Raw genomic sequence first — 26437 nt, 5'->3', positions numbered from 1 at the left:
ATAAGGAGTTGACACCTAGTTGTTGAAATCGATTAAGACAAAAATCATCTTAGTTGCTGTCGTTTTATTCATCATCGGTATTTCTATCATTATGCTGATGACGAGTGATCAAGCAAAAAAACAATCTACTGAAGTCGCTATCGATTCCAGTAATGCCATCATTAATGAAATGAGCTTTGGTATTTTTCATTTTTTGGATAAATACGAACGCGGCTTAGAGTTGTTGTCTACCACAAGTACGATCAACAGATTTACAGGAATAACTGGTACTGAGGTTACAGAAAAAGAACTAGAAAACAGATTACAAAGCTTCTTGGACATATATCCTAGTTCATCTTCCGTTTTCTATTCATTGCCGTCGAAGGAATCTGTTATGAGACCTGAGACCGATTTAACAGATTATGATCCAACGATCCGACCTTGGTACATACAAGCAATAGAAAACCCTGATGAAGTTCACTGGACCGAACCGTATCTAGATCACACGACGAAAGAATTCGTCTTGACCGCTTCAAAAGCGATTACAAAAAATGGTCAACTAGCAGGAGTTGTCGGGCTTGATATTACGTTAAAAGCATTGACAGATGAAATAAGTAGTCGAGATCTTGGATTTGGCGGCTATCCAATTTTAATTGATGCAGAAGGACTTGCCATTGCTCACCCTACTAGAGTTGGAAAAGATGTGATGGACATTCCGCACTTTAAAAAAATGTATGAAGCAGATAGTGGAGTCATCACGTACACGGATGAGAATGGTATTGATAAGCGTAATATTTATACGACACTTCCAGACTTTAACTGGAAAGTGGGAGCTGTTTATGAAGAAAAGAAGCTAAATAAATTAGCAAGTTCTCTACGCAAATCAATGGTGATAATCGCTCTTATTACGTTAGTGATCACATTTGTCGGTCTATATATCGCAATCAGCCGAATGATCAAACCTCTTCAAACAGTGAAGGAGCTTATGGCAAAAGTATCAGGCGGCGACTTAACTGTACGCTCCACAAATACAAGCACCGATGAAATTGGAGAACTGTCACAAGATTTCAATCATATGGTACAAAATATGAACGACATTATAACAGTCGTCAATACGTCTGCTGATAACGTCAGAGCCAATTCTGAAAGCCTAAGTGCCGTATCCGAAGAAACGAGTGCTTCGAGTACAGAAGTCGCACAAGCTGTCGGAGAAATCGCGCAAGGTGCAGCCAAATCTGCCGAAGATGCGGAGACAGTTACAGAACGTACAGATCTGTTAGGCAAAGAAATCAATGATATTCGCGAAAAAGCAACGGCCATGTTGGAAATTGCCACAAAAACAGGTGTGCAAAACACAGATGGTAAAGAAAAGATGAATGCATTGAAGAGTTCATTTAGTTCCACTGGAAAAACCCTTCAGGCCATGACAACGGATATTCATTCATTAGGTGAAAAAGTGCAAGCGATCGGCAGTGTAATGGAAACGATCATGAATATTTCTAAACAAACGAATTTACTTGCACTAAACGCTAGCATCGAAGCAGCAAGAGCAGGAGAACACGGAAAAGGCTTTGCTGTCGTAGCAGACGAGGTTCGGACACTTGCAGAGCAATCCGCTAGAGCGACAGACGATGTCAAGATTACGATTGAAGAGCTCCAAGAAGAATCACGAATCGTATCAGAACAAATGAAAGAAACGATTGACACATTCCGTGACCAGGGCTTCGTTGTAGAAGATACAGAAAAAACGTTCGATGAATTATCTTCTTTAATGGACGTCATGCAAGAATCGATTCACACTGTGACAAAAGACATTCAGTTAGTCGCGACCCATAAAGACGATGTGACGTTGACAATCCAAACGATGTCTGCCACTGCTGAAGAAACGGCAGCAGCTTGCGAAGAAGTGAGCGCATCATCAGAAGAACAACTACGCGCAATTCAGTCGGTAACAGAAGCAGCCGAAACATTAACTGAGTTAAGCGAAAAACTGTCCAATGTAATTGAACAGTTCAAAGTATAACTATCAGTGGAAAAGAACTTGTCATGCGGCAAGTTCTTTTCTCTTTTCATTCCATTACTAGACGAGCTTTCATGGTATAATAGCTTTTATAAACAGGAGGTGAAAAAATGAGTGAAGCATTACTGCGTGAAATTTTATCTGAGGTAAGCGGCATAAAGAAAGACATCACGGATATGAAACTGGACATTCAGGCACTAAAACAAGGTCAGGAGAGCATGAAACTAGATATTCAAGTCCTTACAGAGGAACAAAGTCAAATCAAGCAAGCCGTTTTAGAAACGAATGAACACGTAATACAATTAACCGAAAAGCAAAACAAGCAATATGCAATCTTCGACGTTCCCTCCTCACGTTCCATCGAACAAGAAGCGATGCTTAAACGCATACACTAATCCCGAACAGGTACGATCCTCAAACATAGTTTCCAACATAACGAAAAGCGTTCCGCCGTTTATGGGGAACGCTTTTTTTACCTCTTGATTTTTTAATTACTATATTCCTCACGTTTCCTATTAGTAAACTGCACGTATCCCTTCTCCATACTTACTATTCACATTAGGTAGTATTCAAAAATGACGATTCGATAACCCGCTTCACTTTTTCTATGATAGAGACACCTAGGAATACAATGTGTCGTGCACGGCCTGAAGAGGTTGCTTTTATGGAAAACTTTGAAGACGTATTGAAGCAATATGAACCTATGATTTCAGCTGTCATTCGAAAATTATCTATTTATCGTGAGTTTGAGCACTTTCGTCAAATTGGACGAATCGCTCTTTGGCAAGCGTGGAATCGGTTTGACGAGACGAAAGGAAACTTCACCCCTTTTGCTTACCGTTCGATTTATGGTGCATTATTAGACGAACTAAAAAGTGAAACTCGTGTTAATGAAGCACAAACACCTGTCGAAACTAATACTATGGAAGTACTAGCTGGGCATACGCTAGACTGGGAAGAAGAGGATGTCTACGGTTTACATGCTGCCATTAAATCATTACCACTCGAACAGCGGCAACTACTCATCATGCTATACGTCGAAAATAAAACGCAGACGGAATGTGCCAAGCATTTCGGCATCACTGTTCCAGGTATCAAAAAGCGACGGGAACGCATACTTAAACGACTAAAAGATCATCTTTTACAGTCGATAGAATGATAAAAATAACTTCTGCAACTGTTGCCTAATCATTAAAAAACATCGCCTCCCTCTACTAATTCAAGGGCGAGGCGATGCTTGTAACTAATTCGTTCACTTTGTACAACTACTCGTCAGACACTTCGTAGTTGCGCTTTGTTCTATCCTTATCAATAACGAAAGAAACTGAATGAAGTGGCGGCTCAAGTTTCATTTGAGCGGTTCGAGCTTCCAATATATTTTTCAACATACAGGCTCGTTGATACTTATTAGTGAAAGAAAAGTAACTACTGAAAATAGTAAATGATGTGCCGTCATGCAAAATTACTTTCGTACGATCCTTCCCAATACTCTTATACGTATAAACATTAGCCAAAACAAACCACACACAATCATCGCTTGAAGGTGATTTACTAGGAAACAAATATAGATCAAGCATCTCGCTTACTACAACTGGCGACATACTAATGTCACCAAAAACCGTCTTCGCTCCATCGACTCCTCCACGTAAACTCGATCCATAGTAGCGAAGACTTGCATCAACAATATTCGTTGGACTCATATGCACTCGCACCAATTTCCCATTGCATAGCACAACTGCACCCAGCTTCCCGTTCTCATCGTAATTCGGATAAATCACACTCGTACTAGGCGTAATAACTCCTTCTTCCAACATTCTCATACGTTCATCTCCCTTTTATTTGTCGATCAGTTGAAAACCGGCAAAAAAAGGGTATACTAAATAAAGGTTAGTCATACCTAGCCGTATGTCTCTGAGTGAGTCTGCCCTGACTTCTTTTACTCGGAGACTTTTTTCTTTTGCCTTTTCATTCAATCTACGCTCACCTCCTTTCAGACGCATCAAAAGAAATTTGAGCCAAAAGAACCTTCCGTTATCAATATAACGTTAGTTCATTTCACTCAAACTCGCTGTCCATCATGATGTTATATGAATATTCAGTACCCTGCCATTGTGACTAGTATACCCCACGTTTATTGTTTCGTCTACATTAATTTACACTATTCTGACTTTACAGTAAATAATCCCGAATAATGTCGAATAGACTATCTCATGATCCACTCTCTATTCAGTAAATACGATCAGATCTAAGCAAAATAGCTAGTAGTAAGCTCGGTGAATGACACGTTCACTCGCCTACTACATACGGACAACAATCATCATTCATTTATCGTTATAGATCAAATTACTAGATTTTCACATTCATACAGTCTAATCTAAATACTTATTACTAAGTTACATACTAGCTATCAATAGAAAAGATAAAGGGGATGGCAATATGGTGAAAGAAAAAGTAGTATTCATTACAGGTGCTGCCCGCGGAATTGGCTATGAGATTGCCAAAGCATTCGCACAAGCAGGCGCACACATCGTGTTAACGGATATCAATGAAGAAAAAGTGAAGGAATCAGCTAGCACAATAGGCGGCAGTGCAATCGGTCTGGCTTGTGATGTCACGAAAGAACAAGCGATTCAACAAGCGATCGATGAAACGATTGCTCATTTTGGAAGAATCGATATTTTGATCAATAATGCGGGGATGCAGCATGTGGCGGCACTCGAAGATTTCTCCACCGAAAAGTTTGAACAACTCGTAAAAATTATGTTGACCGCTCCTTTCATCACGACAAAATTAGTATTACCCCATATGAGAACACAAAAATTCGGCCGAATCTTGAACATGGCTTCGATCAATGGATTGATTGGATTCGCTGGAAAAGCTGCATATAATTCATCAAAACATGGTCTTATCGGATTGACAAAAGTGGCGGCGCTCGAAACCGCAACAGACGGCATCACAGTCAATGCGATTTGTCCCGGATACGTAGATACTCCGCTAGTGCGGAATCAGTTTGAAGAATTAGCAAATGTGCGCAGAGTGGCAGTTGAATCAGTTTTAGAAGAGATTATTTATCCGTTAGTCCCACAAAAGCGTTTGCTGGACGTTAAAGAAGTCGCGGATTTGGCATTGTATTTAGCGAGTGACAGTGCAAAAGGAATTACGGGGCAGGCTGTCGTGCTAGACGGTGGATATACAGCGCAGTAATCATGAACCTGTTTATAACGTAATATCCTTTTAACAAATCAGTTTAAATAGTTCTATTTATCCACTTATACATGTTATACTAATATTACTTAGTAAAAAAGGAGTCTTACGTAATGACATATGATTTATTATTATTTGATTTAGACGATACATTATTCGATTTTGCCGAGACGGAAAAAAACGCACTTGGTAAAACGTTTGCTACATTTGACTTACCCGACGGACTAGCAACGTACCGCGATAGCTACCGCGCCATCAGCACGATTATTTGGGATCAACTAGAAAAGGGAGAAATCACATTGGAAGAACTAAAAGCTGAACGCTTCCGCCGTTTGTTCGAACAATATGATCTGCCCATTGATCCGCTACGTTTCGGAGAACTGTATATCGAAAATCTCGGTCATGAATCCCATCTGATTGATGGTGTAGAAGAGGTGCTTGCAGGACTAGCAGAGTATCGACTCGCTATTTTAACAAATGGTTTTACAGTCGCACAACAAGCTCGTATCGCAGGCTCCCCTCTTCATAATACATTCGAAGCCATCATTGCTTCAGAAGAGACTGGCTTCAAGAAACCGCAAGCAGAAATATTCGACTATGCTCTCAAGCAACTCAGCGTCACTGATCGTTCGCGTGTGCTCATGATTGGCGATTCTTTGACATCTGATATACAAGGCGGGAACAATGCGGGAATTGATACGTGTTGGTTTAATCCGCAGCGGAAAGAAAATACTACGGGGGTTCAACCAACGTATGAAATTCATTCGTGGAAAGAATTTGCAGTAGGTCGATCGCTAGTCAAACACTAATACAAAAGGAAGCATCCCGATCCACTTGATTGGAGGATGCTTCCTTTTTCGCACTTAATGCGTGGTGCTCGCAATATGACGGAATATGTTCATCTATATTTCTTACAATCATATTAATTCTAGGGACAAGGATTATCCCAGCAACTCTTGCATTCCTTAATAGTTTGTTTCGTTAAAAAATGTATTAGCTGACCTCAATACGAGCACAATCACTCATGCCCATACAAACTATAATACTGCTCCAAATTCTCCAGCAATCGCTCCGTCCGCTTCGCCGTATACGTTTCAAGCGACGGATCTTCCTGTTCTTTTACGAGCGACCACAACGACCAAAGAAAGTCTGTTTTAATCTTTTGCAAATCAAGTGACTGTTTCGCAGATTCCGGCAAACCGTAAAAATCGAGTAGCTGTTGTTCCTCCGACTCACTCAACTCACGCTCCAAAATAAACGCTGCTAAATCCCACTCTGGCAAATAGTTTGCGCTATACTCCCAATCAATCAGCAGCAACTCTCTCGCATCATTATGTATAAAATTGCCCGTCACCGAATCCATATGGCACGGTACATACTCTTGCCGCTCCCCTTCCATCAACTTCCGTACCCGCTCCTCCAGCAACACATAAAGCGAAGGAAGTTCTGACAACGTCCGCTTGTACTTCTCCACCTCATCCCAATAATCAAAACGATTCGTAAACTCTCGAGTTGACGAATGAAGCGTAAACAACACAGCCGCCACTTTCTCTAAATACTCCGGCGTCACAAACATCTCCCGCGTCAAATCCGCTGTCGCTTCATAATAAGGCGTCATTTTAATGCCATCAGTAGTAAACACGACATTCCGCACCGTGACACCGATTTCAGCTGCAATTTCTTGATTGTCTTTTTCATGCTGACGATCAATAATCGTTTCGAGTTCATGCGCTGGAAAACGCAAAACATACTTTTTTCCTTTGTGCGCAACGAGGAAGTTCAGATTCGTCAGGCCGCCAAGTCTTTTTATGTACGTTAGTTCTTCAATTGGGAACAATTTATGCACCTCTGTTTTTTTATAATGTAACGTTATTTTAGCATACTTGGCTGCTAAACGACTTTAGCTTTATATTAAATTATTTAGTGTAGGCTCATAACAATGACTCAAATATATATTGCGGTCGGCATTCGTGAAGACAGCTCTAAAGAAGTGTGTGACTATCATTTAAAACTTACAGAAAATATAGGTAAACCTTGTGAATAATTAACCTTTATTTCTCTGTTGCCTATCTTAACAAGTGTATTATCTGTGTATTTCCTTTTCACCTCTTCTGTACTAAATTCTTTATATGCTAATTGAAACATATTTAAAAAATCAGCATTTAGACCATGTGTATTCGATTTAAAAACTTCTCCATCCACTTGTTCTTCACTAACCAATACTAATCTCGCATGAGGAATCGTTTTAACAATTTGCTCTTTTTGATAGTGATCAATTAAATTATCATTCGTTCCTTGAAAGACGACAATTTTCGCTTGGTTGTCAAATCCATCATAAAGATCACTTAAGTTAAATGAATAATCGCTGCTCAGTATTCTTTTCGCTAAATAATCGAATTCTAATTGAAGTGTCATTTCTCCAATATTTTGAAAAAGGTAACGATTCGACGTTAAATAAGCAGGCTCAATCCAACCAGAATTATCAATTATATTAGTTAGTAAATTCGGCGATAGGCGATTCACTAAATGCAGTAAATAAGCTCCGTGCGAATGTCCGTAACCCATAATTTTATCACTGTTATAAGCTAAGCCATTTCCTTCAAGAAGAATCTTCACCGCTTCTAAACTAGTGATTAAATCGATTGCCTGCATAATTCCCATATCATTAAATATGTCTTCAGTTTCATCTATCTTTGCCTTAACCGGTAATGTTATTTGCTGCTTAGACAAAAAACGCATCAGTTGATTGGTATCTTTAGAAACAATTTCTTTTTCTTCTCTTGTTAAATATTCTTGAATATAGGCATCAATATTATCAAGAGTAAAGTTTTCCGCTCCTTGCATAAATTGATCTCCAAAGAATGCACATTGGACTGTCACTAAATTAAATTTATCAGCGAATTGCTCGCGCATCTTTTTATATACCTTTGAATCGATATTTCCTCCGAAGCCTGGCACCAGTAATAGTATCCCTGTCTGTTCATTTGTACCTGATGAGGGCAGCGAGAAGTCTATACGTAGCTCTCTGCCAGTAGATCCATTATATATCGATGGATGTGCAGCAATGTTAACTGTTTGATTTTCTGACATGATATTTCCTCCGAGCCTATAGTATTTTTTATCTACATTGCTATTGTATAAACTTTTATTGGCTAAATCTGTTAGTTTGGTGGAAGGCATTCATATACATTTCTAATATCATCAATTCGTAGTGTACTAGTCGTACAACACATCGGCAAATGTATAAACAATATACTTCACATCTTCATTAGTCAACTGCGGATGACTCGGCAACATAAGCGCATCTTCACACCACTGCTGCGCCACCGAACACAAACCTATTTCATATCCAACTTTTTATAGTAAGGAAGCCAAAAAACCACGATATAATGCACATGCACACCTATATTAGTCGTGCGCATCTCATCAAGTACTTGCCTTCTCTTTTTCTTTATTACGCTTGAATCTAATTGAATCATATAAAAATGCTAGCCCGATTGTGAAGCTCCTAGCTGTTTAGGTATCGTTTTTGAGTACCTGTGTGCCAAACTTTCATGATTGTTTAAACTAACATGATTATTCTAATATTCATGTTAGTCTTTCGCACAGGTACCTTTCGCCTGCAGTGAAAATAAAAACTGCATAGTAATATTGACATGAATAAGCAGTAATCTAATAGTACCATTTTTGAAATTACAAATGAATAGCAAATTGAGTGCTTCTTATTATATTATTTACATTGACTTTGAGATGATGAAAAGTTGGCAATAAAAAAAGAGCTTCAACCTTTGTCAAAACTCTTTACCAATTGAATACAATTTTTCTACACGCCATTATATATCACAAATCAACACAAAACTAACTCCGCACCAACACTGCCATATGAGCAAGCGTTTCATACCCATTCTGCTTAATCATTTTTTCAACAGTATGCAAGTATGCATTATTATGATCTATCGTCTTTGCAATCGACTGGAACAACTTAATCACTAACTCTTCCGTCAATCCTTCGTGATATTTCGCCATGCCGATCAGATGTAATTTTACTAACGCAAAGTTGATCACAAGCATAAGAAAACTGTCCATCATAGATTTTTTATCAAATGGAAAAAGCTTAGAAAATACATGATTCACAACATAATTTTCTAAAATATATTCATGCTTATCCATAAATGGTCCATAATAGTCTCTCAAGGATACTTCATAGTTCTTCAATACTTCCGTGTCACTTATTCCACTGTTCATACCAAAACCACTCACCATATCATTCATGCACTCATTATAGCGATCGCTTTTGATAGTCGTACTTGAACGGAATTCAATCAAGTTTTTACACAGACTGATCTGGAACGGAATATTTGTTGGGATTTGTTTAATAGAAGCTGATAAACTACCATCTCCCATTTGTTCGGTAAACTCAGTAATGATACTTTGTAATTTTTGTTCTCTTTCATCTATCGACAATTTCTCAAGCCGGCTAAGGAATAAACCAACGATGATCAAGCGGTCTTCCATCGATAGTTTCCTATACTGTACTACTTGTATAATAAAAATCCGCACATCCCAAAAAATCTTTTGCTGATGAGGAGTCATCTGACTTTTTTTTACAAACCCTCTCGTATCAGCTGATTCCTGATCTTGCGTAAATTGGATTCCATTCGGATTCAGCAAAATAAGACGCGCTGCTTCGGGACAGGATAGCGTAGCACTTTTCTCCACGACTCCAGCCACACTGTTCAATAGACGTGGGTACATTGCACAAGTATTCGACAGAAATTCAGAACCCAATTCTTTATGAATCGTACATAAATGTTCTTCATCTAATAACGTGCACTTATCCTCTGCATCGAGCTTGATCTTCGCATACTCTTCTTCTGTTTCTTTCGACCGATGTCTTTTGACGTTTTCATTGAGCATCTTTTTCATGACAGGATCTTTGACGTTCCGATATTTCTTATACGTCGCCTTGTCCACTGACACGAACCAGCCAGCGCAACAAGTATCTTCACACGCCGAGCCGATACATGCAAATTCAGCTATGTAGTCCGGATAAATAATGTCTCTATTTTTACCGCTCATGTTTTCACACCTTTACTGTATATTGTATGATTTATAATGTAGAAAACTTCAGCGTGTCTAGGAGATTCTCTACTTTTTCTATCAAGTCAAACTGCAGTGAATCCAGAACATTTTGCGCTTCAACCGCGTCTTTACGAACTACTCCAAAATAAAACTTACACTTAGGTTCTGTCCCTGAAGGCCGTACACAAACCCATGAACCATCTTCAAGTAACCATTTCAAAACATTCTCTTTAGGTAATCGCAGTTTTGACTTCCTACCAGACGCATCATATGAAATACCTGTTTCATAATCTTCCACAGTAGTCACAGCTACTCCTGCAATTGAAGAGGGCGGATGAGTGCGGAAATTACTCAGTACACTCATAATCTTTTCCTGACCAGACTTCCCTTCTAGTGTAATCGACTGCAACGCTTCTTTATAGTAGCCAAATTCTCTATACAACTGCTCCAGCGCCTCACGTAAAGACAGTCCGCGCTTCTTATAATATCCAGCCATTTCCGCTGTCACTAAAGCGGTCTGTACCGCATCTTTATCTCGCACAAAATCACCGATTAAATAGCCGTAACTTTCTTCATAACCAAATAAAAAAGTATGCTCTTTCGTTTGATCATACTCCTCGATCTTCTCTGCAATGTATTTAAATCCTGTCAATGTATCCACAGTTTCTACACCATACTTCACAGCAATTGCACGACCTAGTTCTGACGTCACGATCGTCTTCAACAACACACCGTTTTCAGGTAGCGTATGTTTAGACTGCTTGCTTTCAAGTAAATAGTGCAACAGCAACGCACCTAACTGATTTCCCGTCAATAACTCATATCCTGCATTCGTCTTCACTGCAATCCCTAGTCGATCAGCATCGGGATCCGTTGCCATCAGCAAATCAGCATCCTTTTTTTCACCTAACGCAATAGCTAATTGAAAAGCTTCTCTTTCTTCTGGATTCGGATAGGCAACTGTCGGGAAGCTACCATCCTGTATCGCTTGCTCCTCTACGATCCAGACGTTATGGCAACCAAATGCTTTCAATCCGTCTTGCATAGGTTTCAGTCCCGAGCCATGAAGTGGAGAATAGACTACTTTCAACTCCTCCAATACATTCGTATGTTCACGCAGAGAAAGTAACTTCTCTTGATACGCACGATCAATTTCTGTCAACACGAAACGACAAATCCCTTGCTCTATTAGTGAATCCAAGTCTGTTGCTTCAAGAAGTAATTCATCTGCAATTTCTTTCATATAATTCGTAATAGTACGTGCTGCGTCAGGGGTCAACTGCCCGCCATCAGCTCCATACACTTTAAAACCGTTATATTGCTTCGGATTATGACTAGCGGTAATGACTACCCCCGCAAAAGCACCCAAATGGCGCACCGCAAATGACAATTCCGGTGTCGGACGACTTTCATCAAATACATACGTCACAATTCCGTGCTTGCCTAGAACTTTCGCTGTCTCTTCCGCAAATTCCCGTGAAAAGTGTCGTGTATCATAAGCAATCGCTACTCCACGCTTCTTGGCGTCTTCTCCAATAGAAGCAAAATATAAAGCTAACCCTTCAGCTACTCTTCGAATCGTAAACACATTCATGCGGTTCGTTCCAGCGCCAAGAATCCCTCGCATTCCACCTGTTCCAAACGAAAGATATTGATAAAAACGTTCTTCAATTTCTTTAGAATCATTTGCAATCGCTTGCAGATCAAGCTGTAAATTTTCCGGCATATTTTCACATGCGTTCCACTTTTCAAAACGTTCTTTATACGTATTCACTTACTTCCCTCCATGCGTCACAACTGGCGCTTTCAACAAGTCCAGCATCTTCTGTTTATAAGCATCTACACCTGGTTGGTCAAACGGATCGACTTCCAGTAAATACGCACTCATCGCGCAAGCCTTCATAAAGAAATAAATCAAGTACCCTATATGATATTCATCCAGTCTAGCCAGCTCCATTTGAATGATCGGTACGCCACCTTCATGGTGAGCTAAAGCTGTTCCTTCTTTAGATAAACGATTAATTTCATTAAACGTACGCCCAGCTATATAGTTCAACTGATCGGTATCTTCACTCAAATACGGAACTGGCAAATCACATTCTAGCTCGTTAAAATGAATCAACGTCTCAAATATAATACGACGTCCTTCTTGAATATACTGACCAATCGCATGTAAATCTGTGGAAAACACTACCGAAGAAGGGAATATTCCTTTCTGTTCCTTGCCTTCACTTTCCCCAAATAACTGTTTCCACCATTCATGGAAAGAAGCAAGTCCCGGTTCGTAAGATGCTAATAACTCTACGTCAAAGCCTTTTTTATGTAAAATGTGGCGGATCACTGCGTAGCGATAGGCATCATTATCGTGTAACTGCGGTGAAGTCAACTCTAGCGCAGCTTGCCTTGCTCCATCCAACAGCGCAGAAATATCCATACCCGCTACCGCTAATGGAAATAATCCAACAGCTGTCAAAGCCGAGTACCGACCACCAATCGTCTCCTCAATTGAAAACGTCCGATAGCCTTTTTTCTCAGCTGTTTCACGCAACGCACCTTTCACAGCATCAGTTGTCACAATGACTCGCTGTTTCGCTTCCTCACCATAGCGCGCAATCATATACTCTTCCATCACACGAAACGCAAGCGCAGGTTCCATCGTTGTACCCGACTTTGAAATTACATTGACATAGACTTCTCGCGTATCCATAAAGCGAAGTAATTGCTTCAAATAGGGACCGCTCATATTCTGTCCCGCATATACGACTTCTACGCCATTTTCATGCACGCCAAAATAAGGAGTTAACGCTTCCTGCACGGCACGAGCTCCAAGAAACGAACCTCCTACCCCAATTACTACACAAAGATTCGCTTGCAACTTCACTTCTGTCGCCAATTCATTTATCGCAGACAGTAATCCCCGATGATCCTTCATCGGATAATTATGCCAGCCAAGCAACTGATTTTTGCTAGTAGCCCCCTCTAGCATATAGTGGTGGGTAGCTAGTACTTTTTCGCTAAAAGAAGGAATTTCATCTAGTTGTAAAAAGGTCTCTACTAATGAAAGATCTAGTTTTAACTGTTTCATAGTGCATCCAAATCCCTTCATTCCGTTAGATTACGTGATGTTTTATATATCGACACAAAAAGCTGTTATTTAAGTGGATGTAACACGGACTTCAAACACTCCACCACATCATCGACATCTTCATTCGTCATCTGTGGAAAAATCGGCAATGTCAACGCACGTTCATACCATTGCTCTGCGATCGGACACATTCCTTTTTCATAGCCTAGCGACTGATAATATGGATGCCAATAGACCGGAATATAATGAACGTGTACCCCTATATTCCGCGCTCGCATCTCGTCAAATATCTCTCTTCTAGTTTTACCGGTAATCCGTTCATCCAATTGAATCATATACAAATGCCACCCAGACTCCGTTTCTTCTAGCTGTTTCGGCACAACTACACCTGGTACATTCACTAATTTTTTATTGTACAACGAAGCGATTTCACGTCTGCGTGCAATAAAACTATCTACTTTAGATAATTGTGACAAACCGAGGGCCGCTTGTATATCATTCATCCGATAATTAAAGCCTAAATCCGTCATTTCATAATACCAATCCCCTTGCTCGATTGAATAAGGAGTTTTGCTAATTCCATGACTTCTAAATACCTTTAACTTCTCATAATAGTCTTCAGAATTTGTCGTAATTATACCGCCTTCACCTGTCGTAATCGGTTTTACCGGATGAAAACTGAACATCGTCATATGTGCTTGAGCGCCTACTTTCTGTCCCTTATATGAAGCCCCTAGAGAATGTGCGCCATCTTCAATCACTACCAAATTATGTTCTTTTGCAATCTGCATCATCTTATCTAAATCCACTGGCTGTCCTGTAAAATCTACTGGCATAATCGCTTTCGTACGAGAGGTAATTTTTTGCCGAACTGCCACCGGATCGAGATTATACGTCGTTGCGTCAATATCCGCAAAAACCGGCATACCGCCACAATAAAGAACCGCATTCGCTGTAGCCGCAAACGTAATCGGTGTCGTAATCACTTCGTCATCTTTACTAATGCCAGCCGCAAAACAAGCCCCATGCAGAGCCGCTGTACCATTCGCAAACGCCACCGCATACTTCGCGCCAACATAATCCGCCACAGCACGCTCAAACTGCTCCACTTTCGGTCCTTGTGTTAAAAAAGGCGACTGTAATGTTTCCACTACAGCCGCAATGTCTGACTCGTCTATTGATTGTTTGCCGTACGATAAAAAATCTTTTCTTTTTTTCATTCTTTTTCACCTCTGTTGACTAACAGCAAATTATTTTCGATCAATTTTTCAACTATAGGTATTAATCTTTTTGCAGGTGCATCGATAATATTGCTTATATCGACCAAGTCATTAGATCCATCTGCATATGCAATAAAATTCATCATTTCACGAACCATGCTCCCCGACTCTTTCGTACTAAGCGTCGGATACAACCCACGCTTACCGAGTTGCGGCTCTCCTAAACAAGCTATTTGGTAATATTCATTCCATTCCAGCAACTCGAGACAATCTTTGTATAAAGTAAAAGAACCTTGCAAACCGTCTTGCGTGACAAGATCTAAATTATCCAAAGACGTATGATATTCTGTATACTGACCATATTTTGTCCGCATAAGACTCGCAACTGGCAAATCGATGCCTGGACTGCAATATTGACGTTCATCGCTGCCTCTATCCAAATATGTATATTCTACAAACTCGGGAAAGTGGTTTTTCAAAACATTTATGGCTACTTTATCCGCTAGTGTATTACCTTGTCTAGATGGCAAATAAGAATATGTTCGATCGTCACCTACACAAGTCAAGTTAAAGCCCGCTACAATATTTTTCTTCATGTGCTCCAAATTTCTGCTCAGATATGTCAAAGAACCTATTGTCTCAGGTATAAATACGATTCTGTACGTATATTTATTTTTTCTTGCAAGTAGCCATTTGGCTAAAGCAACTGCCAACACTGGACCAGACAGTTCATTATTGGCCATGGAAGGATGACATATATAAGTAGATAGAAAAATCTCTTCTTCTGTTTCTCCTGGAATTATTAATTCACCATATGTTAAACTTCCGGGTTTTAGCTCACTATTAATATATACTTTATACATTCCATCTTTTAAACGTTGGCGCTCAGTATGCGCAAGACAAAAACCCCAACGTTCTTTGTAATAGGAGGTTATATATGGTATAGCATCAGGTTGCTTTTTTAACGAGTACAAATATTCCTGAAGTTCATCAAGCGACATTTCTTGATTCACTGGAACTGAATAGCCCATCACATGTAAGTTATTTTCTTTAAAGTCTATCACTTTCGTCCCGTATTCATCCATGACATAGGCGTCCAGAATATTCCATTCGTTCGGTATTTCCCAATCAAATACTTGAGTTCCGGTGGGGACTTCCACTATCGTTATAGGAATATGTTCTTGTAAAATACGTAGCGTTTTTCTTACGCCGTCTCCTGTAATACTTCTACAGATCGGAAACAATCTTTTCATCAATTCATACATTTCTTTTCCTTCGTCTACATTAATCATTCAGTCGCTCCTTGTACTATACAATTTATTAGAGGCATTACTTTCAATATCATCCATTATTACTCCGTATGCCTTATTTAAATCCACCACCCTGCATATGATAGAATGTACATCTGTTACAGTAGCGACTCCTTTTTTCTCCATCTCTTCTCCAATCGGATTAACTTTCGTTTGCACTCCCATGTCCAAATTTCGCACCAACATTGAATAAGTTGTCTTATGCATTTGATTATTTTCATCGATATAATCAGCTGTAAACTCCTTCATGTAACGATAAGTGACAGCGGCCATTTCTTCTGCATAGTGAACGAAAGTAAAGGAATTTTGATAATCTACATCTATCATAATCATTTTAGCGTGGTGCTTGTGGAGGTACGCAAATGGCGAGTCCTTACCAAAAGCACTTTTGTTTTGCAAATTTACTAACTTCTCCTGATCCTTTCCCCAAACTGCAAATGAATAAATAGGATGTTTTGTACGAAGAAAATCTTCTCTTTTCAAAGCTGCATTGCTCAGTGAGCCAGTTTTTGAAATAGTTTTATGATAATCAAAAGCAACTCCATTGCAGTAGTCCCAATTGTACGTGGGAAACAACAATGTTCCTTCCTGGCCTATCGCACTAATTAAACAATCAATTAATATATCTACTTGAAATCTCTCTTTTCTTTTCCTCGCTTGCATTACAAGTTTTATGAGATTTGAAGCAACTAATACGATATCGCCTTTTTTTAACTCGAAAGCTTCAACTATACTTATGTACGGGTTCATAACAACAACTCCCAACTAAGTGGCGTACCTTTCAAAGCATCCTTTTTAATCGTCTTCCCTACAACCAAATCCAAATACTTAGGCGCTAGTCCATACCCTGGTCGGATAATACGGACGTTTTCTTTCGTCAAGACATCACCAGCTTGTACATCTTCCCCGATATACAACGAACGACGATGCTCCAAAGAATCCACTTCTGCACGCGTTGGCCCATATTGTATATTCCCAAGACTTTGCCACGCTCGTTCAGACTCTTCCACCAGCAATTGTAACTCCTGCGGCTCCATAGAAAATGCCGCATCTACTCCACCATCTGCACGGGAAGTCGTGAAATGCTTTTCAATAACCGAAGCGCCAAGTGCGACTGCCGCAACAGAAGTCCCAATCCCCATCGTATGATCTGACAACCCTACTTCTGTCCCGAACAAATGTTGTAAATGAGGAATCGTCAATAGATTGGAATTCGCCGGTGTTGCAGGATATGTACTCGTACACTTCAATAAAATCAATTTCTCATTTCCTTGCGAACGAACCGTTTGAACGACTTCATCCAACTCCGCCACACTTGCCATGCCTGTCGAAACAATAATTGGCTTTCCAGTAGCCGCTACTTTTCGAATTAACGGCAAATCAATATTCTCAAACGAAGCTATCTTATATGCCGGTACGTCTAATGTCTCCAAAAAGTCTACTGCCGTCTCGTCAAACGGCGAGCTGAACCCTACTATGCCATGTTCCCGACAACGCGCAAAAATCGCTTCATGCCATTCCCACGGTGTGTACGCTTCTTCATACAAACTGTAAAGTGACTGTCCTTTCCATAAATTCGTATCACTTTCGATGAAAAACTCACCTGTATGTATATCGAGTGTCATCGTATCGGGCGTATACGTTTGCAACTTCACCGCATCCACTCCTGCTTTAGCCGCCAAATCTACTAAATGCAATGCACGTTCTAACGACTGATTATGATTACCCGACATTTCTGCAATGATGAATGGTTTCGTATGTACACCGATTTCTCGACCTGCTATGTTTATCATTCCATCAACTCCATTATCGTATCTATCCAAGGATTGGGACGTGGACTTTCTGTTAACTCCATTCCGCGCTCGCTCATCTGTTTCCACTTTACTCGTTCTGTCTGTAACGATTGAATAAGCGTTCTATACGTCTCCACCGTTACTTCTTCATGCCAGCCAACATTGTATACAGCGCCAAGGTTTGCAGCCGTCTCTGTCGTAATCAATTGATTATCTGCCACAATCGTACTTGACGATGGCAACCCAACGTAACATCTTTCCCACGTTGTACTTCCACCAGCTCCAAAAGAAAAGTCCGCTTGTTCCATCAAGCGAGCCATATAATCTATTTGACAATAAAATGTATAACCTGCTTCCGCACATAACAATTCAATATCCTGTTTCATGACGTTCGACGCTCCCACGACTACGTCCACTTTGGTGAAGCTTGATCCGTTCAAAGCGTTCAGCACTTTCATCGTCTCATTTGTCGGATCACTACCTCCCATGAACACTAGTACATTATGTACACGACCGTCGCGAACTTTTGCCTGCCGTCTAGCCTGTATAAATTCGTCACGCATGATCAAATATATTGGCCCTAATAACTTGTGACAATGGTCAGGAACAAGCGTATCATAACGGCTCTCAAAATTTGGCACCATATTTTGATCGATCAACATATTACAATCGTGGCGGCGATTCGCTAAATCGTCAATAACAACAATCTTCTTGACGTCGTCACGAATCGAACGTTCCCACCCCTCGTCAATTCCATAATGATCAATAATACATACGTCTACAGGTTGAAAATTTTGCACGACTAAGAAGCCTTTAGCTTTCACCCACTCGATTAAATTACCGGGTAATGGCTCCATCATAAATATGACGTCACACCCACGATCTCGCAAACATTCCGCAACCGTTACACAACGCATCACATGTCCAGAGCCCATCGCAACCGACGCATCTGTACGAATCAATACACTCTTCATCAGTTCACCGGCTTCTGTTCAATATGTGCATTTACTATAGCTACTTCTGGATGATCTAGTAAATACTGAATCACTTCTGCACTCGACACCAACTCATCGTCAAAATGATTTGCAACCGCCACACAAAGCGCATAATCTTCATCGGTGTCTAACGTGATACGCAATTCAGGATGCAAACGATTCGTAGGTACAACACATTGTGCAAAAGTAAACTCATTCGCATACTCATACGCATAGTACGTCACATGCTCGCGGTGTCTTGGCTCCAGACCGATCTCATGAATCCGCAAAAGTGCCTTATACGAAATCATTTCAACCGCTAATCCTCTAGGCATCTGCCCGACAAAACGCAGTACATCTCGACGCTGTTCAGCCATCGCAGCAATCCCAACACTCGCTAACTCATAATCTACGAACGGACAATCCGCTGTCACACGCATAATATAATCCGGTTCATACATTTTCGCACACTGAACGTAGCGATCCAATACATCTTCTTCTGAACCACGGAAACACGTTACGTTCTGTTCGTGACACCAAGTTGCAACTGCATCGTCTTGAGGTAAAGTAGATGTCGCAACAATCACTTCAGCCACGCCTTGAACTTTCTTACAGCGTGCAGTCACATATGTTAGCACGTCTGTCGTTCCTAGTCGTTTCAAAATTTTGCCTGGCAATCTCGTAGAACCCATGCGTGCTTGGATAATGATGATCGTTTTCATACTTCCACCTCCGGAACATATTTACTAAACTTCTGGCCAACGTCTTGCCAACGCTTTTTCGTCATCTCAAATAGGTGTACATCATGCCAAGTTTCATGTTTTAAAATATGATGTTCAAGCACACCCACTTCCCGTGCTCCTAACTTCTGATGTAATGCACGTACACCTTCATTACGATCTAACACCTCGCCACATAACTTCTCGAGACCGAGCGTATAGAACGCATAATTATACATATACGCTCCAAGTAGTCCTGCGATCATCGCATACTTTGGATTCCCTATATAAAAATTCCAAAATCCTCGTTTATGTCGCCAATCAATATCCGTAATCGAAATAAAGCCAACTAACTCGCCGCGATGCTCCATTAACCAATATCGTCCAGTCTCATCTGCTTGAATTGAAGCAAACCATTTTTTCTGATTTTCTAAACTATAGTCAATATCCGTATACATGTAGCGCGTCACCGCATCACTTGTTCGCCAATCCAAAATTTGTTGCAAGTGGCTATCTTGAATGTCTATCCATTTCATATTGAACTAACCTGAATAAATAATATTTTTTATTTTTTTTATTAGCTTATAAATATCTTTTGAATTTACTAAGGATTGACCTATTGATAACATTTCATAATAAACTACATTTTTACTAAGTATGTTAAGCTCGTCATCAATTAAGTCATATAGAGAGTCATCTTTTGGATCTTTATTCTTATTCGAACTAATATGTGCTCCACCAGTTTTATTACATACAAACTTTATTATTTGCTGTCTATTATATCTAATCCCTTTATATACTAAACAATCGCTATTTAAAAATTGATCAAGATGAAGTGTCTGCTTTACATTATCAATTTTCGATATTTTAGTATCTGGATTTAATACTTCATTATATACAGCAAAATTCTGAATTTCTATTCCATTTGAAGATCCACCACCATCTTGATAGAAAATGAGGCTATCTTCTTTTATATTATCTTTTATCGGCACCCTTAATTTCGGGCTTTTGTTATAACCACATAATCGCCAAGCATTTCCGTAATCACCATTTACTAAAAGCCTTCTTAAAATCACACTATCTCTTCGGATTTTACTTTCTTCAATACCCTCTTTCCAGTCATTTGCTAAATATTGTAGATCTTCCAGCACTACCCTCAGGAATCGTATTTGTTCACGTGTATAAACTTTCTCCATCTTTTATCCCCGACCTTTCATCCATTTCATCTCATCACAACTTCCCTAGTAAATGAAGTCAAAAAGTTCTGGCCATCCCACACGCCACTGAAATCTAATGCTTGCCCAACAGGTACAATTCGATCTACTCCACGTGTAGTAATAGCATGTAAAAATTGTTCCAACTCTTCTTTAGTAAAACCAAAGTATGACACCGTTTGATCTTTATCTACCAAACATGTAGCTGCTTCTAATACATCTATTGCATCATACTCATAAAACAAGCCACCGCCACAATGTCTCTCTCGTGCCCTTGACGGCATTTCTTCTACCTGCACTCGCGAATAATAAGTAGTAGGGCGAACTGTAGACACCGAGTCGTCAGTAGCCATTTGTAACGTAGTCGTCAATTTCATCACCTGAGTTGCCGCCGCTAATTCATAGTCTTTCGCTTCTATTTTCTTCTTGAAAGCAGACCAAAAACGATCCTTCGCTAAATCGTGACAGCTACCTGTCCAGATGACTAATCGAGGAGAAGAACAAGCCATCTGATCAAACCAAAACACATCATTATAAAAACGATCTGTCAACCGATCCAACTCTACTTCAGTCAATGCAAAAACCGCTTCACTACTCACTAACGCCAATGAAAAACGATCTGGAAACGTTAGTTCATTGGCAAGTGGCGCCAAAGGTATTTGTCGTATCGCTCGAATAGTTTCGTCTCCGCCCCAAATGACTCGTGTATGGCATATTTCACTAATTACAGCAGTCATATTTTCTTCGTGGCCATATGTACAAATAATCGTCCCTTTTGCAATCGAAGTAAACTGAGGATCTTCTAACTCCTCCACAATCGTTCGCAAAAGAACACTCATCCCAGTTTGTTCTTTACTCGACACACGGATCACATTACGATTTCCTGCTAAAAGCGACAGCATCCACGAATAAACAAAGATCGTATCTACGTTAGAAGGAGCAATATGAAATACCGTTCCTCTCGCTTTCACGACACGACCACTATCTCCAAATGACTCGCGCAACTTCTGGATATTTGCTTTCCTCAACCAAAACCCGAGCGCAACTATTTCAGGCATTTGATTCATCCGCACAAAGCGCTTCGAGAGCACCTGCATGAATGAAAGAACAACTTCATCAAATGGCTGGTTAGATTGTTGTTTTTCTAATCGGGCAAGTGCATGCGTCCAATCAACGTCTTTTGGCCAAAACATCTTCATCTACGATCACCTTCCTGAAACGTATCACTACATCCCCTTATCTCAGCTTTAGGAATACGACCTGCTACAGTGAAATATTTTCCTTTCCAACCACAAGCACAATCATCGATACCAATGATCGTCCCTACATCCTCCGTCAGCAAAGAATGTCCTGGATAGCTCTTAGGTAACTCACTCACTACTTGGATCAAACCTTTTTCACCTAGTGGTAACTCATCAAATGTAATTGGATCACGGATCAGCACATCTGCATAGCTCGGTGCATGCAAATATCCATGTGTACACTCGACAAAGATAGAACCTACTTGTTCCACCATGCCATAATAATTATGCACATGACGAATCCCGAGCCTCTCAGAAAGTAGACGATTAAACGTTTGCGTGTCAACCGCTTCATCCGCCAACTTCTTCCACCCTCCACCATGAATTAACACACTATCCCCAAAATCCAATTGGACATTACGCGCCACAGCTTCTTTATAAACATACTGCCATATCATAAATGTAAACCCAAATAACAATATTCTTTGCCCTTCATACTCTTTCAAATACGCCTGCAAGCCTTCCAGATCAAGCGACATATCATCATGCAATGCATAAAAATGTTTGCGTCCAAAATTAGAAAACCCTAGAATTCCCGCACCACGCGCACTAAAAGACTTTCGATCTTTCAATACCGACTTCGTATCCAAAATAATCATTGGCAACCGCTTACTACCTAAAATGGGCTTCATCACATCGACGAGTGTCTTCGTCTGAGCCACAGCGGTTTCTCGATCCAAATAAATCTTCGACACTTGCTGTCCAGTAGTCCCACTTGAAGTCAGCACTTTTACAACTTCGTCATGAGCAACAGATTTCAAATCCATCAACTTAAATAACTGCACCGGCAAATAAGGTACAGCACCGATCGTCTCCGCTTCAACGATCGCACCACTCTTCTGAAGCATCGCCCGGTACTCGGGACACTTCTCCATATGCCACTTCGTCAGCTCGTTCAACTTCCCTGTCAACATACGCTCTTTTTCTTGTTGTGCCAGATGAAAAGGAACAATCATACGGACGTCTCCTTTATAGCTACGTAATTTATTTTCCCATTCGGCAGACGCGGGATATCTTGGGCTTTTACTTTATATGCCGTTCTGTGCAATTTATACAGTGTTGCTACCGCTTGCTTCACTGGCTCCACAGCCGACTCTTCTTCTACTAGTATAACTAGTTTATCGTCATTCCCTACACAAGCTACAGCGATATGGAACTCTTTCTCCAACGTACGCTCAATTTCATCCAAATTCAGACGCAGGCCAAATAATTTAATGAAACGCTTCAGGCGCCCCGTAATCGTAAAATACCCTTCGTCATCCATAACCGCGGTGTCGCCCGTGTGAAGGACACCATGCATCTCATCAGCATTAGCTAAATCTGCAAGACATTCAGCGTATCCCATCATGACATTGGGACCATAGTAAATGAGTTCACCTGTCTCGGCATCAATCGACAATTCGCCCCCTGGAACGGCAATACCGATCGAACCTGGCTTGTCGAGCACCCGATCGTGCGGAATATAGGAAATGCGCGGCGCAGCTTCTGTCTGCCCATACATGACAAAAAATCGTTTGTCATGCTTTTTCGCATAATCTGCGAACAGCTCCACCAATTTTACTGGCAAACGTCCGCCTGCTTCTGTCAATGTCCGCAAGTGAGGGAGATCCATCGTAAGGAAACCAATCCGCTGAAGCATTTGATACGTAAACGGTACACCTGCAAGGGACGTCGCTTTCTGTTCATTCACTAATGACCAAAACGACTGTGCCATCACACTCTCATCTGTCAGTACAATGGAAGCACTGGCAAGGAAATGGCTGTTGACGATCGACAAACCGTACGAATAGGAAAGAGGCAAATTCATCACCGCACGCTCACTCGCATCGATTGATAAATACGTAATGATCGACTCAGCATTCGCTTTCAGATTCCGATATGACAGCCTCACAAACTTCTGACTACCCGTCGTTCCTGACGTGCTCAACAACACGGCTAACTCCTTATGAATTACTTGAGAAATATCTTGCGCACGTACCAACTTGTCCTTTTGCCATGCATAGCCTTCAAAAGCGTCCAGCCCGACAATCCACTTCGGCTTATAAGTGTCTAGGAGATCAGCCAAAAGATCGCGATTCATGTCATTTGAAAGAAGCATCGTCGCATGACCACTATTTACTGCGCTCACATAAGCCCCGAGCACTTCTATTGTATTCTCGCACAAAATTACGATCAATTCTTTAGACGGACTGTCAAACTCCATACATGGAATATCACAATAACGATACGTCCGGTTTTTCGTGACCACTGCAATACGCTCACTAGTAAGCGAAAAGAAAGACATCATCCATTCCCCTTTCTAAGACAAAAAGACATGGTCAAATCACCATGCCTCCATCCACTCCAATAATTTGACCCGTTACGTATGAAGCATCATCCGATAACAAAAACGCGATAACATTCGCCACTTCACGCGCTTGTCCGAACCGTTGCATCTTAATAGTCGAAAGCACGCCTTCCTTACGAGTCCCTTCATAATGCGCGGTCAAATCCGTTTCGATAAACCCAGGTGCTACAGCATTTACACGAATTCCCCTAGCCGCCCACTCTTTCGCCGCAGACTTCGTAAAGCCGACAACCGCTGCCTTGCTCGCTGCATACGCCGCGCTACCTTCTGCGCCATGTAGCCCGATAACTGAACTGACATTGACAATCGAACTGGAGTCATTTTTCATCATTAGCTTCGACGCATACTGCATCTGAACGAGCGCAGACGTCACATTGACAGTCATCATCTCCTGAACAGACGCAGTCTTCAGCATACCAAGCAAACCTTCTTGCATGATGCCTGCATTGTTCACCAAACCGTCCAAGCGCCCGAATTCTTTCTTAATCGCTACAATTGCCTGCTTCATATTTAACTCATCAGTCACATCATAAAGCACTGTAAACGGCTTGTATCCTATCGCCTCCACAGCAGCAACTGTTTCAGCTAGCCCTTCAGCAGTACGTCCATGCAGCACAACTTGCGCCCCACGCTCCGCAAGCACAACAGCCGTAGCTTGCCCAATTCCGCGAGTCGCACCGGTCACTAAAATGACCTTCCCCTTTAACATAGCAGTCACCTACTCAAATGAAATATCATACTTCGACAAAATCTCTTTCGCTTTCGCAAACGAACTCATATCGAGCACATCATCCGTATCTAGCATAATATCAAACACATCATCAATCTCCGTGACTAACGCCATATGCGCAATCGAATCCCATTCAGGTATGGAATTGAATGTGAGATCGTCTACTACGATAGATGGGTCGATATTCAAACTTTCTGCGAAAACTTGTTTTAGTTTTTTTGTGTTCATGGTGATCCTCCTACTGTTCTAATAGCCATATAAAAAGTACTTATTATGTACTTAAAAGTGTGCTTTAGCTGTCTTGCTTTCTATTCTTTCTAGATTTATTTTTAACAAGTCTATAATGTAATCTAATTTATCTATAACTCCAAATCTTTTTACACTAAAATGAGGTTCGTCACAATTACCGTGAAAATGATAGACTGGTTTATAATTAAGGTATTCGGGATCAGTATTAACTCTAAACATAAAGTCACTTTCTTTATCGAATCTAAAGAAATAGAACTCTTCTTTATCTGAATTACATCGACCATAATGAAAACTGGAATATAGAAGAAACATTTTCATGCTTTTAATATGATGAGCAAAAGTAAAGTCAATTTGCAAGTATGACTGATCTTCAAGTATAATACCACTTGGCTTTTCTGTGTGTGAATAAGGATAACAAGTTTGAAGACTCCCCAACTTATAATAATCGACTTCGCTACTTGTTGGATTCATATGCATAAACACAGGAAAGTTATCTTCAATCACATGAAAAAGCGATGCACTTTCTGGATAGCGTATATACTCTAAAGAAGCGCCCTCCAATGCACCGCCAACCTGTTCTTCTATTTCTTGCGCCAACTCATAGAACCCTTTATATTCATTTTCGGAATAAGCTTGTAATAATTCAATATAAGGATAAGAATGTGAAATCCGATCACTTTCTAAAGCTGATTTTACTTGAATTGACAAAATTAAACCTCCAACTCTGGAAGCACGCCATTTCTTTTTAACTGCCGTGCAATATTGTACCATGTTCTTTCTTCAACACTGCCTTCATATTCTTTTGCTCTCATGAAGCTAATATGTTCTTGAGTAGAGCGATTATACACTTTCTCCATTTTCAGGATATAGGCTAATTGTTCTTCATTCGTTGATAATATTTTCAGTGGATTTCTTTTACTAGCATTCATCATTTCATTGTAGTTTGCCAATAGTTCATTTGGTAAAGTACTCGAATAATCCTTATCCAAGCTATCCCTCTTTTCTATATTGTTCAATATATTAAAGACAGACTTCTCTATTGGATCTCTTTCTAAACCCTCCACAAGAAAATAATTACTTTCTGTATTTAAATAATCCTCCAAATGCAAAAAAGAAGAAATTAACCCTGCATGCTCTATCTTATGATCAACTTCAATTCCTGATTCATTTGCATATTGGTCTTCATAACTAGGCATAGTAACCATGTCAA

At 40.4% G+C, this 26437-nt stretch carries 27 protein-coding genes; 5 read left to right on the top strand and 22 right to left on the bottom strand.

The window, feature by feature from the left end; translation table 11 throughout:
- Positions 1–19: 19 nt before the first annotated feature.
- From DV702_RS01350 to DV702_RS01340, 3 genes are all read left to right on the top strand, one after another.
- Positions 20–2002: a methyl-accepting chemotaxis protein gene (locus tag DV702_RS01350; RefSeq protein WP_114923096.1), complete on the top strand. Its 1983-nt coding sequence runs from the start codon at positions 20–22 to the stop codon at positions 2000–2002.
- A 107-nt stretch (positions 2003–2109) separates the two neighbouring features.
- On the top strand, positions 2110–2394 hold the full coding sequence (locus DV702_RS01345; RefSeq protein ID WP_114923095.1) for a histidine kinase: 285 nt from the start codon (positions 2110–2112) through the stop codon (positions 2392–2394).
- Between the two features lie 269 nt (positions 2395–2663).
- Positions 2664–3158: a sigma-70 family RNA polymerase sigma factor gene (locus DV702_RS01340; RefSeq protein ID WP_114923094.1), complete on the top strand. Its 495-nt coding sequence runs from the start codon at positions 2664–2666 to the stop codon at positions 3156–3158.
- Positions 3159–3264: 106 nt separating this feature from the next.
- Here DV702_RS01340 and DV702_RS01335 read toward each other — a convergent pair whose 3' ends face one another.
- The gene (locus DV702_RS01335) at positions 3265–3819 is read right to left on the bottom strand and encodes a competence protein ComK (RefSeq protein ID WP_114923093.1); all 555 of its coding nucleotides are present in this window, start codon (positions 3817–3819) and stop codon (positions 3265–3267) included.
- Between the two features lie 616 nt (positions 3820–4435).
- Here DV702_RS01335 and DV702_RS01330 point away from each other — a divergent pair.
- On the top strand, positions 4436–5203 hold the full coding sequence (locus tag DV702_RS01330; RefSeq protein ID WP_114923092.1) for a 3-hydroxybutyrate dehydrogenase: 768 nt from the start codon (positions 4436–4438) through the stop codon (positions 5201–5203).
- A 113-nt stretch (positions 5204–5316) separates the two neighbouring features.
- Entirely contained in the window at positions 5317–6012 is a 696-nt protein-coding gene (locus DV702_RS01325; RefSeq protein WP_114923091.1) for a YjjG family noncanonical pyrimidine nucleotidase, read from the top strand.
- Positions 6013–6221: 209 nt separating this feature from the next.
- Here the strand turns inward: DV702_RS01325 and DV702_RS01320 are convergent, their stop codons facing one another.
- The 21 genes from DV702_RS01320 to DV702_RS01220 all read right to left on the bottom strand — a co-directional run bounded on the left by DV702_RS01320 (position 6222) and on the right by DV702_RS01220 (position 26432).
- Positions 6222–7040, bottom strand: a complete 819-nt coding sequence (locus tag DV702_RS01320) for a choline kinase family protein (protein ID WP_162805689.1) — start codon at positions 7038–7040, stop codon at positions 6222–6224.
- A 164-nt stretch (positions 7041–7204) separates the two neighbouring features.
- Positions 7205–8293 carry a DUF2920 family protein gene (locus DV702_RS01315; RefSeq protein WP_114923089.1) on the bottom strand — a complete coding sequence of 363 codons (1089 nt, stop codon included), beginning with the start codon at positions 8291–8293 and terminating at the stop codon, positions 7205–7207.
- A gap of 126 nt (positions 8294–8419) precedes the next feature.
- Positions 8420–8500, bottom strand: coding sequence for a hypothetical protein (locus DV702_RS17305; protein ID WP_371682742.1), 81 nt, complete (start codon positions 8498–8500; stop codon positions 8420–8422).
- A 561-nt stretch (positions 8501–9061) separates the two neighbouring features.
- The gene (gene fliB / locus DV702_RS01305; RefSeq protein WP_114923087.1) at positions 9062–10282 is read right to left on the bottom strand and encodes a flagellin lysine-N-methylase; all 1221 of its coding nucleotides are present in this window, start codon (positions 10280–10282) and stop codon (positions 9062–9064) included.
- 31 nt (positions 10283–10313) lie between these two features.
- Positions 10314–12011 carry a phospho-sugar mutase gene (locus DV702_RS01300; RefSeq protein WP_114925795.1) on the bottom strand — a complete coding sequence of 566 codons (1698 nt, stop codon included), beginning with the start codon at positions 12009–12011 and terminating at the stop codon, positions 10314–10316.
- Positions 12012–12059: 48 nt separating this feature from the next.
- Positions 12060–13370, bottom strand: coding sequence for a glucose-6-phosphate isomerase (locus DV702_RS01295; protein ID WP_114923086.1), 1311 nt, complete (start codon positions 13368–13370; stop codon positions 12060–12062).
- Positions 13371–13435: 65 nt separating this feature from the next.
- The gene (pseC, locus tag DV702_RS01290; RefSeq protein ID WP_114923085.1) at positions 13436–14590 is read right to left on the bottom strand and encodes a UDP-4-amino-4,6-dideoxy-N-acetyl-beta-L-altrosamine transaminase; all 1155 of its coding nucleotides are present in this window, start codon (positions 14588–14590) and stop codon (positions 13436–13438) included.
- Positions 14587–15882: a DUF4910 domain-containing protein gene (locus DV702_RS01285; protein ID WP_114923084.1), complete on the bottom strand. Its 1296-nt coding sequence runs from the start codon at positions 15880–15882 to the stop codon at positions 14587–14589. The genes pseC and DV702_RS01285 overlap by 4 nt, the downstream gene beginning before the upstream one ends.
- Entirely contained in the window at positions 15883–16650 is a 768-nt protein-coding gene (locus tag DV702_RS01280; RefSeq protein ID WP_114923083.1) for an AAC(3) family N-acetyltransferase, read from the bottom strand.
- Positions 16647–17693 (bottom strand): pseudaminic acid synthase, encoded by a 1047-nt coding sequence (gene pseI, locus DV702_RS01275; protein ID WP_114923082.1) that lies wholly within the window; start codon positions 17691–17693, stop codon positions 16647–16649. Before pseI ends, DV702_RS01280 begins: the two co-directional genes overlap by 4 nt.
- Entirely contained in the window at positions 17690–18667 is a 978-nt protein-coding gene (gene pseG / locus DV702_RS01270; RefSeq protein ID WP_114923081.1) for a UDP-2,4-diacetamido-2,4,6-trideoxy-beta-L-altropyranose hydrolase, read from the bottom strand. The genes pseI and pseG overlap by 4 nt, the downstream gene beginning before the upstream one ends.
- Positions 18667–19389, bottom strand: coding sequence for a cytidylyltransferase domain-containing protein (locus DV702_RS01265; protein ID WP_114923080.1), 723 nt, complete (start codon positions 19387–19389; stop codon positions 18667–18669). Before DV702_RS01265 ends, pseG begins: the two co-directional genes overlap by 1 nt.
- Positions 19386–19922, bottom strand: a complete 537-nt coding sequence (gene pseH, locus DV702_RS01260) for a UDP-4-amino-4,6-dideoxy-N-acetyl-beta-L-altrosamine N-acetyltransferase (protein ID WP_114923079.1) — start codon at positions 19920–19922, stop codon at positions 19386–19388. The genes DV702_RS01265 and pseH overlap by 4 nt, the downstream gene beginning before the upstream one ends.
- A 6-nt stretch (positions 19923–19928) precedes the next feature.
- Positions 19929–20582: a hypothetical protein gene (locus DV702_RS01255; protein ID WP_114923078.1), complete on the bottom strand. Its 654-nt coding sequence runs from the start codon at positions 20580–20582 to the stop codon at positions 19929–19931.
- Between the two features lie 26 nt (positions 20583–20608).
- Positions 20609–21799: an acyl-CoA reductase gene (locus DV702_RS01250; RefSeq protein ID WP_114923077.1), complete on the bottom strand. Its 1191-nt coding sequence runs from the start codon at positions 21797–21799 to the stop codon at positions 20609–20611.
- Complete coding sequence (locus DV702_RS01245; RefSeq protein ID WP_114923076.1) at positions 21796–22857, bottom strand: LuxE/PaaK family acyltransferase; 1062 nt, start codon at positions 22855–22857, stop codon at positions 21796–21798. Before DV702_RS01245 ends, DV702_RS01250 begins: the two co-directional genes overlap by 4 nt.
- The gene (locus DV702_RS01240) at positions 22854–24188 is read right to left on the bottom strand and encodes an AMP-binding protein (RefSeq protein WP_240315660.1); all 1335 of its coding nucleotides are present in this window, start codon (positions 24186–24188) and stop codon (positions 22854–22856) included. The genes DV702_RS01245 and DV702_RS01240 overlap by 4 nt, the downstream gene beginning before the upstream one ends.
- 31 nt (positions 24189–24219) lie before the next feature.
- Complete coding sequence (locus DV702_RS01235; protein WP_114923074.1) at positions 24220–24957, bottom strand: SDR family NAD(P)-dependent oxidoreductase; 738 nt, start codon at positions 24955–24957, stop codon at positions 24220–24222.
- A gap of 9 nt (positions 24958–24966) precedes the next feature.
- Entirely contained in the window at positions 24967–25206 is a 240-nt protein-coding gene (locus tag DV702_RS01230) for an acyl carrier protein (protein ID WP_114923073.1), read from the bottom strand.
- 51 nt (positions 25207–25257) lie between these two features.
- Positions 25258–25935, bottom strand: coding sequence for a hypothetical protein (locus tag DV702_RS01225; RefSeq protein WP_114923072.1), 678 nt, complete (start codon positions 25933–25935; stop codon positions 25258–25260).
- 2 nt (positions 25936–25937) lie between these two features.
- Positions 25938–26432 carry a hypothetical protein gene (locus tag DV702_RS01220; protein ID WP_114923071.1) on the bottom strand — a complete coding sequence of 165 codons (495 nt, stop codon included), beginning with the start codon at positions 26430–26432 and terminating at the stop codon, positions 25938–25940.
- Positions 26433–26437: the final 5 nt, after the last annotated feature.

It is taken from the genome of Sporosarcina sp. PTS2304 (assembly GCF_003351785.1).
In the GTDB taxonomy this organism is placed as follows: domain Bacteria; phylum Bacillota; class Bacilli; order Bacillales_A; family Planococcaceae; genus Sporosarcina.
Note: the sequence above shows the minus strand (reverse complement) of the source record. Positions and strands in the feature narration are given on the sequence as shown.

What these genes read in the sequence shown, in the direction of transcription:
- DV702_RS01345 (WP_114923095.1), top strand. Translation starts at nt 2,110, where the DNA reads ATGAGTGAAGCATTACTGCGTGAAATTTTATCTGAGGTAAGCGGCATA.
- DV702_RS01340 (WP_114923094.1), top strand. Translation starts at nt 2,664, where the DNA reads ATGGAAAACTTTGAAGACGTATTGAAGCAATATGAACCTATGATTTCA.
- DV702_RS01335 (WP_114923093.1), bottom strand. Translation starts at nt 3,819, where the DNA reads ATGAGAATGTTGGAAGAAGGAGTTATTACGCCTAGTACGAGTGTGATT.
- DV702_RS01330 (WP_114923092.1), top strand. Translation starts at nt 4,436, where the DNA reads ATGGTGAAAGAAAAAGTAGTATTCATTACAGGTGCTGCCCGCGGAATT.
- DV702_RS01325 (WP_114923091.1), top strand. Translation starts at nt 5,317, where the DNA reads ATGACATATGATTTATTATTATTTGATTTAGACGATACATTATTCGAT.
- DV702_RS01315 (WP_114923089.1), bottom strand. Translation starts at nt 8,293, where the DNA reads ATGTCAGAAAATCAAACAGTTAACATTGCTGCACATCCATCGATATAT.
- DV702_RS17305 (WP_371682742.1), bottom strand. Translation starts at nt 8,500, where the DNA reads ATGTTGCCGAGTCATCCGCAGTTGACTAATGAAGATGTGAAGTATATT.
- fliB (WP_114923087.1), bottom strand. Translation starts at nt 10,282, where the DNA reads ATGAGCGGTAAAAATAGAGACATTATTTATCCGGACTACATAGCTGAA.
- DV702_RS01300 (WP_114925795.1), bottom strand. Translation starts at nt 12,011, where the DNA reads ATGCCGGAAAATTTACAGCTTGATCTGCAAGCGATTGCAAATGATTCT.
- DV702_RS01295 (WP_114923086.1), bottom strand. Translation starts at nt 13,370, where the DNA reads ATGAAACAGTTAAAACTAGATCTTTCATTAGTAGAGACCTTTTTACAA.
- pseC (WP_114923085.1), bottom strand. Translation starts at nt 14,590, where the DNA reads ATGAAAAAAAGAAAAGATTTTTTATCGTACGGCAAACAATCAATAGAC.
- DV702_RS01285 (WP_114923084.1), bottom strand. Translation starts at nt 15,882, where the DNA reads ATGATTAATGTAGACGAAGGAAAAGAAATGTATGAATTGATGAAAAGA.
- DV702_RS01280 (WP_114923083.1), bottom strand. Translation starts at nt 16,650, where the DNA reads ATGAACCCGTACATAAGTATAGTTGAAGCTTTCGAGTTAAAAAAAGGC.
- pseI (WP_114923082.1), bottom strand. Translation starts at nt 17,693, where the DNA reads ATGATAAACATAGCAGGTCGAGAAATCGGTGTACATACGAAACCATTC.
- pseG (WP_114923081.1), bottom strand. Translation starts at nt 18,667, where the DNA reads ATGAAGAGTGTATTGATTCGTACAGATGCGTCGGTTGCGATGGGCTCT.
- DV702_RS01265 (WP_114923080.1), bottom strand. Translation starts at nt 19,389, where the DNA reads ATGAAAACGATCATCATTATCCAAGCACGCATGGGTTCTACGAGATTG.
- pseH (WP_114923079.1), bottom strand. Translation starts at nt 19,922, where the DNA reads ATGAAATGGATAGACATTCAAGATAGCCACTTGCAACAAATTTTGGAT.
- DV702_RS01255 (WP_114923078.1), bottom strand. Translation starts at nt 20,582, where the DNA reads ATGGAGAAAGTTTATACACGTGAACAAATACGATTCCTGAGGGTAGTG.
- DV702_RS01250 (WP_114923077.1), bottom strand. Translation starts at nt 21,799, where the DNA reads ATGAAGATGTTTTGGCCAAAAGACGTTGATTGGACGCATGCACTTGCC.
- DV702_RS01245 (WP_114923076.1), bottom strand. Translation starts at nt 22,857, where the DNA reads ATGATTGTTCCTTTTCATCTGGCACAACAAGAAAAAGAGCGTATGTTG.
- DV702_RS01240 (WP_240315660.1), bottom strand. Translation starts at nt 24,188, where the DNA reads ATGATGTCTTTCTTTTCGCTTACTAGTGAGCGTATTGCAGTGGTCACG.
- DV702_RS01235 (WP_114923074.1), bottom strand. Translation starts at nt 24,957, where the DNA reads ATGTTAAAGGGGAAGGTCATTTTAGTGACCGGTGCGACTCGCGGAATT.
- DV702_RS01230 (WP_114923073.1), bottom strand. Translation starts at nt 25,206, where the DNA reads ATGAACACAAAAAAACTAAAACAAGTTTTCGCAGAAAGTTTGAATATC.
- DV702_RS01220 (WP_114923071.1), bottom strand. Translation starts at nt 26,432, where the DNA reads ATGGTTACTATGCCTAGTTATGAAGACCAATATGCAAATGAATCAGGA.